Origin of the sequence: Flavobacterium ranwuense, from assembly GCF_004349315.1 — a bacterium.
GTDB classification, from domain to species: Bacteria; Bacteroidota; Bacteroidia; order Flavobacteriales; family Flavobacteriaceae; genus Flavobacterium; species Flavobacterium ranwuense.
Genome location: NZ_SMLH01000001.1, coordinates 707,461 through 720,730, shown reverse-complemented (window position 1 = coordinate 720,730; position 13,270 = coordinate 707,461). Strand labels below are relative to the sequence as shown.

Below are 13,270 nucleotides of genomic sequence, written 5' to 3'. Positions count from 1 at the left end.
AGAGCCAGTAGTATTAAAATCGTTATAAAAAAAATCGTTGTTATTTTATGTTTCAACATCTTGAAATTAAAGTAAAACTATGGTCAATTCCTTTGTATTGATTGTATAAAAGGATCGTTTTATATTCTGTATTTTCTAGGGTATTTACTTTTAAAATTTCAGGGATTTGTTGTGTTTTGATGATTTTTGCACCCACCCACAATCCAAATGCAGATGCGGTATTGAATTCTCCGCACAAATGTTTGTAATAAACCTGTGGCGTATTTACAAAAGCATTTTCCGAAAGAGTATTGTAATACGTATCATATTCGACATCGCCATTGTAACCTAAAATAACTGCATCAATATCAGAAATTTGCAATGAATTCGCATTCAAAAAAGTTTTGATTTTATCTTCAAGAACCTCTACTTTCAGTTTATTCAGGATTTCAATATCCAAAACTTCAGCATAAGTATTCTCTTTTTTTTCGTTTTCCAAAGCAAAAAAAATGGCCCCTTCCCCATGAACAGCTCCTTTTGTAGTTGAGTTTAAAACTCGATAAGGACTTTGATTTTCTTTCTTTATAAATCCGGCCAATTTGAAAAGGGAAGTTGTATAATCGGCAATTTCGTCAATACCGCCAATTAAAACGGTTGATGCTTCCTCTTCTTCCATTTTCATTTTTGCATCCAAAAGAGCCGATTCAAAAGAAACCGAACCATTTACGTACGTTAAATTATACGCCTTACACTGCAATCCCAAAGCTATTTGAGCGCCAACAGTATTGTGTGTCGATTGGATAAAAGAGGTTGGCGTTAAGAATTCCTCCTTATTTTCAAGAATCGTTTTTAGAAACTTCTCCGAATCTTCGATGCAACCCATTCCTGTTCCAGTAATAATCGCGTCAACGGTTGTTACTTTTGCCTCTTTCATTGCCAATGCCGAAGCCACAATTCCGTTTTTTACCCCTTTTGCCATTCTTCTGATAGCAACCGGCGAAATAAAATCTTTGTAAACAGGAATTTTTAACGGCAGTATCGTGTCGCTTTCATTTAACTCCGCTTCTTCCAAAAAAACAGTGTCAACAGTTTTTTGAGCCGAAATGCAACCTACCCCATTGATATACGTCTTTCTCATATGCTTTTGGAAAATATAAGAGTCGAACAATTCCCGCCAAATCCAAAAGAATTCGACAAAACATGTTCAATATTTTTATGTTTTAAAGTCGTTTGTGGTACTAAATTAAATTCTTCCATCGGGGTTTTAAAATTCAGATTAGGAAAAACCACATTGTTCTGAATTGCCAAAACGCTGTAAACGGCTTCAATGGCGGCCGCAGCGGCCAAAGTATGTCCTGTAAACGGTTTGGTGGAACTGAAATCAGGTGTTTTATTTTCTCCAAAAATCCGCATAATGGCTCTTCCTTCGGACAAATCATTATTGGGCGTTGCCGTTCCATGAACATTGATATAATCAATTTGTTCCGATTTTAAATTCGCAACCTGAAATGCTTTTTCCATAGCCAGAAAAGCACCTTCTCCGTTTTCTGATGAGGCAGTTTGATGAAAAGCGTCGTTTGCATTTCCATATCCAGAAACACGGGCCAAGACTTTTTTGTTTTCTTTCTCAACAATCGCATCGGATTCTAAAACCAAATAAGCGGCTGCTTCTCCCAGATTTAATCCTTTTCTGTCATTATCAAATGGCATATTATACCCATCCGATAAAATCATTAGCGTTTTGAATCCGTTGATCGTAAATTTTGCCAAAGCATCGGTTCCACCAACAATTACTCGATCTAATTTTCCTGTTTTTATCAATCGTGCGCCAAGCATAATCGCATTGGCCGCCGAGGAACAAGCGGTACTTATAGTGGTTACCATTCCTTGTAAATCCAGCTCATCGGCAATTTTGTGAGCCACATCACCACCTTCATGACAGCTGATGTATTTTACAAGATTTTCATTTTCAAAATAGTCATAATAATGTGTTTCGGTCATGTCCATACCACCAACACTTGTTGCCGAAATTAATCCCGTTCTGTATTCATTAATCGAACTAATTCCTGCATTTTGTACAGCTTGTTTAGCAGCAATTGTCCCAAGCAAAGCTGTTCTGGAGAAATTATTATCCGCAGCAAGTTGCAATTCATCTGCTAATTGTTGGTTAGTTTTCTTTATTTCCCCAACCTTAATTACTGCTTTATGAACCGTAGGAATGTTTTCGATAGATGTAATAGCCGCTTTATTATTCACTAATGAAAAATAATTTTCTTCTACCGTATTCCCGATAGCAGAGATAATTCCCATTCCAGTTATGGCAACTCCTTTGTTCATTGGATTTCTGATTTTTGAATGTTGATTACTTCGCCTGTTCGCTCTTTCAGGCTCGGGTAACGATTTTTGATTTATCGTAAATTTAAAATTTTCGAAAAGATTAGATTTAATCGATTTTTTGTAAAAATCTGTAGCTATTAATTCTAAAATCGTTAATCTAAAATCTAAAATTACTTGGTTCTATTCTCTTTAATATAATTCCCCATCGTTTCAATAGATTGAAAGATAACTTTCCCTTCTTTTGGATCGACTAATTTGATTCCGTAATCTTTATCCAACATAACGATAAGCTCTAATGCATCGATAGAATCCAGTCCTAATCCATCGCCAAATAAAGGGTCATTGTCGTTGATGTCTTCCAGATTAATGTCTTCTAAATTCAAAACGGCTATTATTTTTTCTTTTAATTCCTGCTTTAATGCTTCCATAATTTATTTATTATATAATTTTTCTACTGTTTCTTTTTGATGTTCCGTGTTTCCCTCTGTACCTACTAAATAGAGAAAGGCTTTGTATTCTTCGTTGTAATATTCTACCCAACCGCAAAGTACTTTCTCTGCTTTTTTTGTGTTCAACAACACGTTTGCATAATTCACCATAAATACTGGATTGAAGGCTTCAAATATAAAGAAAGAATTTTCACTTTTCAGTTGGTGCCGAATACTAATTTCCCCCAAACAAATATTGGGCAATGTGTAAACAAAAACCGCCGGACTCGGATAATAATTTTCCTTGTCGGAAATAGAGTTTTGGAATTTCACATCCGTATCCAAACTTGATGATTTATTGGCAAATAACAAGGCAATATTGTTCTCTTTTGTAGCATCGATTTCTTTCCTCAAAAGTATTTCAGCTCCTAAGAAAGCAAGCTTGCTCAAACTATCCATTTTAAAAAATTTCGGATAATTCATTTCGAAATTTTGGTAGGCCTTCTTTGAAAAATCAGAAAACACAGTAGGTTCTGTATTGAAAACGGTTTCTCCGTTCAGAATAATTTCGTTATTCTGAATGCTACAAAAAGATTGTATATAGGTTTTCTTTGCTGTCATTAGCTTACTTTTTCGAATAAAACCACCGTGTTACAACCTCCAAAACCCGATGCTGTTTTTAGAAAATAATGACTATTTTTAGTTTCACTTTTTTTAATGATGTTTATGGATTGGCTTACTCCCAATTCATCAAATCCAAAAGAAGCAAACAATTTACTTTCCAGAACCGACTGGATTCCGATGACGGTTTCCAGCAATCCGGATGCTCCCAAAGTATGTCCATAATACCCTTTCAAACTATTTACAGGAACATCTTCAAGTCCCAATCTATTAAATGCAATCGCTTCCATTTCGTCATTGAAAGGAGTTGCCGTTCCGTGAGCAGAAATATAATCAATTTGATTTGGATTTATTTCGGCTTCCGCCAAAGCACTTTCAATACTTCTAAAAAGTCCTTCACCTGTTCTTGAAGGCCCCGAAATATGATTAGCATCGTTGATCGAACCATCACCGATGATTTTTATTTTAGCATTTTCTTTATTCGATGAAACCAAAACTGCTACAGCAGCTTCTCCAAGCGTTACTCCATTTCTATTTTTGGAATACGGTTTACAGGGCAAATCGCTCATGGCTTGAAAGGAATTAAATCCCGACAAAACAAACTCCGAAACCTCATCGCCAGCAACGACAAATGCATTGTCGTACATGCCGCTTTGAATTAATCTTTTGGCAACCGAAATTGCTAAAACTCCCGATACGCAGGCATTTGAAACGACAATAGGTTCAGTTGCAAATCCAAAAAAATCAGCAATAGTTTTGGCTAGTTGATGCAAATGTGCTTTTGCAATATTTTCTTCAGTTGGGTTTTCTAAAGCAGTAATATTTCCTTTTGTTGTAGAAAGCAGGAATGCCGTTTTCGCATCCAAAATCAATTTTGATTTTTCAACAATGGGTTGCAATGCCAAAATCATCATTTTTTCTAACCTTGTATAATTTTGTGCGGGAGTAACTTTGGCGAAAGCCGTATTTAATTTCTCCTCATCAATTATCGAAGCATAAAAAGGGTCTTTCATCAACAATGAATTTTGATGCAGCTGAATACCCGAAATTCCGCCGTCAATATTTTTGACATTGGTGGCGACATCAAATCCAATGGGCGTGATGCAATTCGTTTCGGTTATAAATACTTCTCTTATCATAATTTATTGTTGCTCTAATTTTTTTTACCACATAGAAACATAGGTTTTTACTAATCCCCGACCCATAATTTTATGAACTTCGATTGCAGATCCAATAATTTCACAAGTCAGTTCGTCTAAATATTTTTGAGTCATTATACCTTATTTTAAAGTTCTAAATCTATGTTTCTATGTGGTTAAAATAATGTAATTGAACACTTTTTATTTAATTAATCCTACTTTACGTTTCCATTCTTCGTAAAATGGGGGGTTGGTCAACATTAATTCTCCTTTGTTGTCTAAAAAAACTTGAACAGTTTCACCAGTACAAGCAATTTCATTTTTGGCGTCAAAAATAGTATATCTAAAAATCATTTTTGCTGCAGGCGTATCGACGATTGTGGTTTCTATTCGAGCCACATCTCCATAACGCAATGATAATTTATGCTCACAGGTCGATTTTACGATGGGAGTTGTAAATCCGCTATCGAAAACATCGAGATATGAAATCCCATGTTGCCGACCAAAAGCTTCACGACCATCTTCAAAATACGTAATATAATAGCCGTGCCAAACGATTCCGAGCGGGTCGGTTTCGTTGAAACGAACTCTAATTTCTTGAGAAACGGTCAAAGCGGTGGCTTCGTTATACGGATCTTTTCTTTTTATCATACAATAATGCAATGGTTATGGTAATTACGAAAAACAGAAACAACAAACTTATTTCTGGTAAAATGTCTAGGATACCGGCATTGCGTAACAGCACATCATAGAACGCATTCAATCCCCAATTCATTGGAGAAGATTGCGCTATGATTTGCATCACTTTTGGCATTGCAAAAACGGGAACCCAAACACCTCCAATTGCGGCCAAAATAATGGTGGCAGTAGCTCCAAACGGTGCCGATTGTTCTTGGGTTTTTGCAACGGTTCCTATTAGAATTCCGAAGCCAATAGCCGCAAAGCCTGAAAATAAAGCGACAATGCTCATCAAAAATAAATTACCTTCAATATTAAGTGATGGTAATCCGATATGAGGAAACAGGAATTTGGCCACCGCCACCATCATGTAAAATTGAATCATACAAATGATGAGATAGGTTATTGTTTTTCCTGCTAAAACGATACTATTGGGAACAGGATTGGTACGCAAACGAACGAAAGTTCCCTGTGTTTTTTCTTTGACAATATTGATTGACAACGGAATTACAATAAAAAAAATGGCAAAAAGTGTCCAAGCAGGAACGTTATGTTGCACTGAATTTGGAATTATTTCCTTATTGTTTACCCTTGGAATTATTTCTTTGAAAGTAATGAAGCTTTTCTGCTCAAAACTTGCAGTGCCTTCGCCCAGTTGGTCTTGAAAAGCAGCATAAATAGAATGTGTTTCTATTTGCGAAATCATCTTATCGATAGAACTCATTACGGCATTTTTAAAACTCATTTGCGTCGCTGGATCAAAATAAAGTTTTACCTCTTTTTGATCGACAATTTTAGTGTTTTTCGGTATTGCTAAACTGTCTGTAAATCCTAAACTGCTCACTATTTTCTCGACGTTCTGATCAATTTTAGCCTGCAAATCCAAACTTAAACGAGAAGGAATGATAATTGCTAACTGGAATTTTCCTTTAAAAACAGCTTCTTTCGCAAGAGCCTCTGTCAATGGTTCGTTATCAATTTGGGTAACTACACTAAATACATCACTTTTTTGTAAATTTTCAAAAACGGTTTTCGACACTTTCCCTTTGTCATTATCGACCAATAGAATGGGAATTTTTGTGTTACTTATGTTTTTTAGTGTATTATCTTGAATTAAAGTAACCATAATTATCAACACCAAAGGCATGATAAACAGAATGATTACTCCGCCTAAATCTCTTTTTAACAGCAGAAATTCTTTGTAAACCGATTGGTACAGTTTATATATCATCTCTCAATTCATTTCCGGTTAAAGCAATAAACACATCTTCTAGATTTTTGGCATTTGCCGTGGCTGTAATTAAACTCATTGGGGTGCCTTCTGCATAAATTTCCCCTCGATCTATAATGGCAATATCGGTACAAAAATCTTCGGCTTCAGATAAATGATGCGAAGTATAAATGATGGTTGTTCCGTTATGGTTTAATTCTTTTAAATAATCCAAAATCGCATTTTTTGATTGTACATCAACACCAACGGTTGGTTCATCCAGAAAAAGCACTTTTGGATTGTGTAAAATTCCTGCAATCAAGTTTACACGGCGTTTCATTCCTCCCGAGAAGGTTTCAATTCGTTTGTCGGCAAATTTTAATAAACCAAGAAAATCGAGGCTTTCGATTACTTTATCTTTTAGAATATCGCCTTTTAAACTATACATACTCCCAAAATACATTAGGTTTTCCCTTGCGGTTAATGTGGGGTACAAAGCATATTCTTGCGGAACAACTCCAATAATTTTTTTGATTTCATTCGCATTTTTGGCATACGTCAGATTCGCGATGGTAAAACTCCCCGAAGTTGGTTTTATTAAACCGCAAAGCATCGAAATTAATGTAGTTTTTCCAGCGCCATTTGGTCCCAATAATCCAAAGATTTCACCTTCATTTATAGATAAAGTAAAGTCATTCAAAGAATACATTTCGGCATCTTTGTACTTTTTAGATAGATTTGATATTTGTATGATTGGTTGCAATATATTTTTTTAGCTAATTACTTTTTTCAATTTCTTAAAAAACACTTCTTCTTTGTCGGCAATATCCAAAAGCTGGTCGGCAATCGTGTTGTACACATCTGCTTTTGTGCTTCTGTTTTTATAAACTCTAGATGCTTCTACGGCAAAATCCCGCCATAAATCGCCAATTGTGGTCATTTCTTGTGAAAGGATTTTTAGTTCTCCATTTTCTAAAATAACGGAAGCTTCTTCTAAAAAAGCGGCGTATATAAATCTAAAACCTCCGCCACCAGTACCTATTTCTTCCTGCATTCGCACCATTTGAGCCAAATAATGATTGGCTTTTTTAGTACCGTTCTTGATAGGCCATTTCCTGATTTGCTTGGCTACAAATCGGATTCCCCGAACACCAATAATAGGCATTGGAGCCAACATATCACGACAGGTATTTTTTATTCCTTTGATGATGGCACTTTTCAAATCCACATTTTGTGGAATCTGAATTGGATAATATATTTGTCCTCTTGGCGCAAAAGCCCCTTTGGCAAAACGCACTTTATTTAATTCTTCATGTGTTAAAGTCGTAACGTTTTCCATTACTGGATCACTGATTAAATAATCAGTTTCGGTTTTGCCATACACAACAAGATTATGGGCGTTGAAATGAAAACGATATTCATCCGGGAAATAGGTAAGGTTATAAACCCCAACTTGCAATCCTGATGGAATATTGTTTTTTAAATTTTCGTCTAATGCCTTAGTAGCATTAGCTTCGCTGGAAAATTTTTGCCTTTTTATTTTCAAGCCTAAACGTTTGGCCAGTTTATTAAAAATTTGTCCAGGCAATGGTCTGTAACTGATGGCAGGAGCATAATTTACTTTTAGAAAAGGCAAATAAACAAAGAAAAGACCTGAGCCAATTCCAAAAACCATTGGTTCGCTAATATTCAAACCATTGTGTTTTAACAAATTGGAAGCTACTCCGTTTTCACAATGGGCAGATTGATGGTGCGTAAAATTAGTTTCCATTAATGAGGTTTAAAATTTCTTAATTCAGCAACAGAAATATTGAAGGCGTCAGCATATTTTTGCAAAATTTTATCGCTTAATCCAGCAAATATCTTGGGTTTAAAATGTCGTTTTACACGCCATTGCCACATGCCTACATAACTGGATAAAACAGCAATATCCATTCTGCTGAATTCCATAAAATAACAAATGGGACTCACTTCATTATTTTTTACTTGCTCTTTTGCAATAGCAATACGCTCACTTATTTCTTCAATAGAATTAGAAAGAGCAATTGTTTTTGGCTCCCAACCGGTACTCAAAGCGGTGGTGTAATTCCCTTTTTCATCGGTTGCATAAACCAATTCTCTCATGTTTTTATTTGAAAGATTGCCTTTGTCCTGCGGTACTTCTTCTTTTTTCATCTTACAATCTTTTTTTTGCTCTCTCTTTTTTGGGGAGGGCTGGGGTTGGACGAATGAAAAGATTAATTTCTCCTTCTAAAAGCAATTCTTCCTTATGGAAAGTTTGGCAACTCATGGTACACAAACTATAAGTATCAGTTACAAATTTTGAAACTAACGTCGCTCTGGTAGTAATGATACTACCTACTTTTGGAAGCGCATATATTTTTAATGTTTTTAAAGCACTTATAAATCCAACCACATTTACTCCTTCTTTGTCTTCATTATTTTCATCTACAAAATAACCCTTGGCTACAATTGACGAGCAAGTCTGCGCCGCATTTTCAATCAATCCTACTTCAACAAAAATATTATTTTTGATAAAAATATTGGTTTCTTTTATCTCGAAAACGGTTTCAACTTTTTCATTATCCATTTTCAAAACCATGTCTACCATGAGCATTGGAGCTCGGTGTGGCAAATAATTTTTTATGTCAATTGAAGTGTCCATTTTGAAAAATTATTTTGCTAAAACTGTTTTCATCTGACCTTTTGCAATTTCCACATCATTCAATTTTGTCACTATATCAACCAAGGTTATCCCCCCAAATTCCTGAAGAATCGTAACCGTTGTTTGGATTTCGTCATTCAGTTTTGGCATTTTTTTTATTACAACATCCTTGATTGAACCAATATAGCCCGTTGGTGCCGGTTCCTGTTTCAAGTAAAACTGATAACCAGTGTGCAACGCCACCGATTGTGCCATATGTTCTATTAATCCGGATTCCACAAAGTTTCCTTCATGAAAAAACAAATTGTCATTTTCAATTTTCAGTCCAGAAACCAAAGCTGTTTCAGTGTATGAATACAACTTATCCACCATTACAAATGGAAATTTTTGTGGCAACAATTTTTCCACAAAATCTTTCTGAAACACTGCATTTGTTGATTCCATACGTTTTTAGTAAACCGTTAAATAGGCAAGAGCATAAGAAAATCGTCCGCTTTCTGGAACAGATAAAAGTATCTTATCTCCTTTTTTTAATTTTCCGGAATTCATTAATTCTTCTAATGCCAAATAAATTGATGCTGCACCAACATTTCCAACAGTTCCCAGATTCATAAACCATTTTTCCATTGGAATATCAAGACCCTTTTCAGTAAGTAATTTATTTAAACCGTCAACAAAATAATGAGAAGAAACATGTGGCAAAAAATGATCAATTTGGTTGGCGGTAATATTATTTTTTGACAATGCATCAAACACACTTTGCACTCCCTTATCCAATATAAACTCATCCAATAATTTAACATCTTGTTTAAAAGCAAACAAAGACTCTTTCAGCCATTGATCAGGATTATAGTCATTCCAAGGTTTTATTTCTCCATTTTCTAATTTATCTCCGCCAGCATACATACACGTTTCGAGCTCGTATGCATAAGAATAGGCTTCCATCCACTCAATTTTCAAAGAGATGTCTCCTTTGGGTTTGTTTTCTAATAAAAAAGCTCCAGCTCCATCAGACAACATCCATCTTAAGAAATCTTTTTTGAAAGCAAGTATAGGTTGCTCTTCCAGATTTTTTAAATTAACAACTTCATTCTCAAATTTACCGGACAGCATCCATGAAGAAAGTTTTTCGGAACCTGTGCAAACGGCATTTTTTGTACTTCCGGATTTTACGGAAAGGAACCCATATTTCAAAGAACTCATACCTGCGCAACATACACCCGCAGATGAATTTAACTCAAGGTTTTTGTTTTTTAGCAAGCCGTGAACCATCGACGCATGAGATGGCACAAGTAAATCTGGTGTTGTAGTTCCACAGGAAAGCAATTCCATATCCTGGGCTGTAAAACTATCGTCAAACAATTCCTGAATGGCATTATTAGTCAATTCGGCATTATTATGGGTACTGTTCCCGTCCTTATCAATAGCATAATAACGACTAACAATTTTGTTGTTTCTTAATATCAGTCTTCTTGCTTTGGAAGCGGTATCATTTATAAGGCCTAAATAATTTTCCATTTCGTCATTTGAAATGGCTTCATTTGGCAAACATTTTCCAATTTTTGTAATGTATACTTCAAACATAATTAACTTATTTTATTGAACTCCTTGAAAATACTGAATTTCTTTTTTTACTTTTTTAATCTTGAATGGATAGGTAAGAACGTGAAGAATATATACGATTGGCGATATTAACCAAATTGCGAGCAATAAATAAACTTTAAAAAACTTCAACCAAAATTTTCTCGATTCCGCTTCTTTTTTAATGATAAAATTGGACCATTTCTGGAAGATTTTGTTGGCGGTTCTATCTACAGTTACCAGATAGGAACTAATCCTGACAGCATCAATTGCCACTAACTGGGGTTGCAATTGGCCAAAATTATTTTCTTGTAAACTGGACAGGATTACATTTCCAAATTTAGACGATTCCTGGATGTCTTTTTCAGAAACTCCCGGTAAAGGGAAGAGTCCTAGATATTTCTTTTTTACACCCGAAAACATCCATTCTACAATTGTAATGACACTAATTAGATTACCAACTCTGTCAACCAAAGCAATATTCCCTTTTAACTGCGCATTGTTTTGTTTCAACAAAGCTTTAATTTTTTCGTGAGCCATTATCCACATATTCCTTGAACCGCTTATAGTTACAACAGGGATGTTATTTAAAAGAATTTTAGCTTCAGGACTTTTCAAAAAAGAATTAATTGGAATAGAGGGAGACAAATACCAAACTTGATAATTCAAAAGGATTAAATCGAACTTTGTATTCAATATTTCCGAAGAAACGGGCTTTAATTGTGAAGGTATCTGTAAAAAAGATTCCGGAAAAGCGCCAAAAAACTCTTCATTCTTCCAAGGAAAAGGAAATGGTTTTTCTAACTTAATTTCATGAAATAAAACATTCATTTCATCGGAATCCAGAAGCGGCTTTGCAACATTTCTGGCAATAGACTCCAATTGCCCCGACTGAGAATAATATATAACGAGGACGTTTTTCATTTTTACAATTTATAAAACACGAATCTAACTAAAAAATACAATTTATACTAATAGACTTTTACTCCCTTGAAAGTTCTTCTCTTATCTGATCTTTTTACATGAATCCATTCTGGCCATGTTGATACATCTTCGGCATCATAAATTCGCAATTTCTGATTGGCATCTTCCACCAATAAATCTTCTGGTCTGCAATTCAAAATTGAGGCCGCCGCCATGACTCCTGAATGCGTTGCGCCACCAACTCCGTGTGAAAGCGTGCTTGCCCCACAAAGAAACAGATTCTCTATTTCGGATTTATTTTTATAAGAAAAAGGGCCCACCTGATTTAATGTTTTTTCCGTTCCATAGACATTCCCTTTAGTAGAATTAATGTAAAACTCATTCGTTTTTGGCGTCCCTAATTCGGCCTGAACTATATTTTGTTTGGCATTAGGAATAACTTTTTCGATATTGTTCATCAATTTACTGATGACTTTCTCTTTGAAGATGGTATAGCTTTCATCATGATACTCTTCCAAAGCATTGAATTCTTTGATATTATCATAATTCACATACGTTACCACTTCAAAATTATGGTATCTCCCGTTGAAACTTACCGGGTCTTTCATGGTCGTGCAACTAATAAACACCGCAGGAAATGAATCGCCTTCAGTACAATCATTGCTCATTAAATCTTCAAAATTTGCGTCGTCATGCTCATCTTTCATCATCCAGATGTTTCCAGAATCAATCCCATATTGAGTAACATCCATATCTAAAGTCAAGAATAAAATCAATGAGGTAGCCGAGTATTTTGTTTTCTCCAATTTTTCAAACAAGCTTTTGCTCAAATGCGTTTTCCCAATCAAATTGAGATAAGTAATGGACGGATCGGCATTGGAAACAATATTTTTAGCCCAAATTTTTTGGCCACTTTTTAATTGAACTCCAACTGCTTTTTTGTTTTCAATAATAATTTTTTCGACAGCTTGCTTTACTCGCACTTCGCCACCGTATTTTTTAATTCCGTTGGTCATTGCTTTTACAATGCCACCACCACCGCCCATAGGATAAAATCCACCATCAAAATAGTGGCTCATCACAGAGCAATGTACCGGAAAACAAGCTCGCTTTGGCGAAAGCCCGTGATCCCCACATTGAATATTTAAAACGGCTTTCAACAAAGGGTCCTTTATATGCCAACCAATTACTTTTTTTAAAGGAAACAAAGCAAATTTCCCGAAGTGTTTGGTTCGAAAAGGAACAGTGATTTTTTGCCAAAACCCTTTCAATTTAGGGATTAATTGCAATTCATGACTCACTCTTTGCACCAGAGTTAAATATTCTGTGATGTTTTTTTTTTCCTTTGGAAAACGAGAAATAAGCACTTCCTTTAAATTCTCAACTCCGGCAGGCAGATCGAAAGTTTCATTGTTAATCAAACAATGCTCGTAGGCATTTTTATTCATTCGAAAAAACACCATGTCGTTTGCAATGCCCAAACCACGATAAAGTTCGTGTGTGGATTGTCCTTCGTCAAGAAGCCCAACATAATGCACGCCCGGGCTAAATCGTTGACCGTTCAAAGTAAAACTATGACTCCAACCTCCAGGAACATAATGTTGTTCGAGAACCAAAACTCTTTGTCCCGCACGCGTTAAACAAATTGCCGTAGCTAAACCGCCAACACCAGAACCGATAATAATTGTGTCAAATTCTTCCATATTTT

At 35.4% G+C, this 13,270-nt stretch carries 15 protein-coding genes; all 15 read right to left on the bottom strand.

The genetic code is table 11. The annotated features are described in order from the left end of the window. Positions 1-52: 52 nt before the first annotated feature. Entirely contained in the window at positions 53-1,117 is a 1,065-nt protein-coding gene (locus E0I61_RS03165; RefSeq protein WP_132069349.1) for a beta-ketoacyl synthase chain length factor, read from the bottom strand. Further along, positions 1,114-2,316, bottom strand: a complete 1,203-nt coding sequence (locus tag E0I61_RS03160; protein WP_132069347.1) for a beta-ketoacyl-[acyl-carrier-protein] synthase family protein — start codon at positions 2,314-2,316, stop codon at positions 1,114-1,116. The genes E0I61_RS03165 and E0I61_RS03160 overlap by 4 nt, the downstream gene beginning before the upstream one ends. 170 nt (positions 2,317-2,486) lie before the next feature. Continuing rightward, positions 2,487-2,744: a phosphopantetheine-binding protein gene (locus E0I61_RS03155; RefSeq protein ID WP_131990464.1), complete on the bottom strand. Its 258-nt coding sequence runs from the start codon at positions 2,742-2,744 to the stop codon at positions 2,487-2,489. 3 nt (positions 2,745-2,747) lie between these two features. Next, entirely contained in the window at positions 2,748-3,365 is a 618-nt protein-coding gene (locus E0I61_RS03150) for a 3-oxoacyl-ACP synthase (RefSeq protein ID WP_132069345.1), read from the bottom strand. Then, positions 3,365-4,504 carry a beta-ketoacyl-[acyl-carrier-protein] synthase family protein gene (locus tag E0I61_RS03145; protein ID WP_132069343.1) on the bottom strand — a complete coding sequence of 380 codons (1,140 nt, stop codon included), beginning with the start codon at positions 4,502-4,504 and terminating at the stop codon, positions 3,365-3,367. The genes E0I61_RS03150 and E0I61_RS03145 overlap by 1 nt, the downstream gene beginning before the upstream one ends. 201 nt (positions 4,505-4,705) lie before the next feature. After that, positions 4,706-5,155 (bottom strand): acyl-CoA thioesterase, encoded by a 450-nt coding sequence (locus E0I61_RS03140; protein WP_132069341.1) that lies wholly within the window; start codon positions 5,153-5,155, stop codon positions 4,706-4,708. Further along, on the bottom strand, positions 5,130-6,413 hold the full coding sequence (locus tag E0I61_RS03135; RefSeq protein WP_132069339.1) for an ABC transporter permease: 1,284 nt from the start codon (positions 6,411-6,413) through the stop codon (positions 5,130-5,132). The genes E0I61_RS03140 and E0I61_RS03135 overlap by 26 nt, the downstream gene beginning before the upstream one ends. Next, positions 6,403-7,101, bottom strand: coding sequence for an ABC transporter ATP-binding protein (locus tag E0I61_RS03130; RefSeq protein ID WP_165930175.1), 699 nt, complete (start codon positions 7,099-7,101; stop codon positions 6,403-6,405). The genes E0I61_RS03135 and E0I61_RS03130 overlap by 11 nt, the downstream gene beginning before the upstream one ends. Before the next feature lie 63 nt (positions 7,102-7,164). After that, positions 7,165-8,163: a BtrH N-terminal domain-containing protein gene (locus E0I61_RS03125; RefSeq protein WP_132069335.1), complete on the bottom strand. Its 999-nt coding sequence runs from the start codon at positions 8,161-8,163 to the stop codon at positions 7,165-7,167. Beyond that, positions 8,163-8,567 carry a hypothetical protein gene (locus E0I61_RS03120; RefSeq protein WP_131990471.1) on the bottom strand — a complete coding sequence of 135 codons (405 nt, stop codon included), beginning with the start codon at positions 8,565-8,567 and terminating at the stop codon, positions 8,163-8,165. The genes E0I61_RS03125 and E0I61_RS03120 overlap by 1 nt, the downstream gene beginning before the upstream one ends. 1 nt (position 8,568) lies before the next feature. After that, a complete protein-coding gene (locus tag E0I61_RS03115; protein ID WP_131990472.1) occupies positions 8,569-9,057 on the bottom strand; it encodes an ABC transporter permease in 489 nt (162 codons plus the stop codon). 9 nt (positions 9,058-9,066) lie between these two features. Further along, positions 9,067-9,501, bottom strand: coding sequence for a hypothetical protein (locus tag E0I61_RS03110; protein WP_131990473.1), 435 nt, complete (start codon positions 9,499-9,501; stop codon positions 9,067-9,069). A 6-nt stretch (positions 9,502-9,507) separates the two neighbouring features. Beyond that, the gene (locus tag E0I61_RS03105) at positions 9,508-10,641 is read right to left on the bottom strand and encodes a beta-ketoacyl-ACP synthase III (protein ID WP_131990474.1); all 1,134 of its coding nucleotides are present in this window, start codon (positions 10,639-10,641) and stop codon (positions 9,508-9,510) included. A gap of 12 nt (positions 10,642-10,653) precedes the next feature. Further along, positions 10,654-11,562 carry an NADPH-dependent FMN reductase family protein gene (locus tag E0I61_RS03100; protein WP_131990476.1) on the bottom strand — a complete coding sequence of 303 codons (909 nt, stop codon included), beginning with the start codon at positions 11,560-11,562 and terminating at the stop codon, positions 10,654-10,656. 47 nt (positions 11,563-11,609) lie between these two features. After that, the gene (locus E0I61_RS03095) at positions 11,610-13,265 is read right to left on the bottom strand and encodes a phytoene desaturase family protein (RefSeq protein ID WP_132069333.1); all 1,656 of its coding nucleotides are present in this window, start codon (positions 13,263-13,265) and stop codon (positions 11,610-11,612) included. Positions 13,266-13,270 lie beyond the last annotated feature (5 nt).